Annotated in this window: 1 protein-coding gene; it reads left to right on the top strand. The window is 45.8% G+C overall.

Features of this window, described 5'->3' with window-relative positions; all coding sequences use genetic code 11:
• On the top strand, window positions 1-249 hold a 249-nt coding region (locus MFF21_RS23800), incomplete at both ends, for a fimbria/pilus outer membrane usher protein (protein WP_238315057.1).

The following is a 249-nucleotide window of genomic DNA, read 5'->3' as shown; positions in this document are numbered from 1 at the left end:
AAGCGTTCAAACACGCCACGGTTTCCGTCAACTGGCAGCATCAACTTAGTGCTTCAGAAAATAATGAAGACGATGGTGATCTGTTCTACGTCAACATCAGTATTCCATTTGGCAGATCAAACACCGCCACACTGTATACTCGCCATGACGATCATAAAACCCACTATGGTACTGGTGTCATGGGAGTCGTCTCAGATGAGATGTCCTACTATGTGAATGCTGAACGAGATCACGACGAACGTGAAACGA

Origin of the sequence: Methylobacterium organophilum, from assembly GCF_022179465.1 — a bacterium.
Taxonomy (GTDB): domain Bacteria; phylum Pseudomonadota; class Alphaproteobacteria; order Rhizobiales; family Beijerinckiaceae; genus Methylobacterium; species Methylobacterium organophilum.
This window is presented reverse-complemented; position numbering and strand designations above follow the sequence as displayed.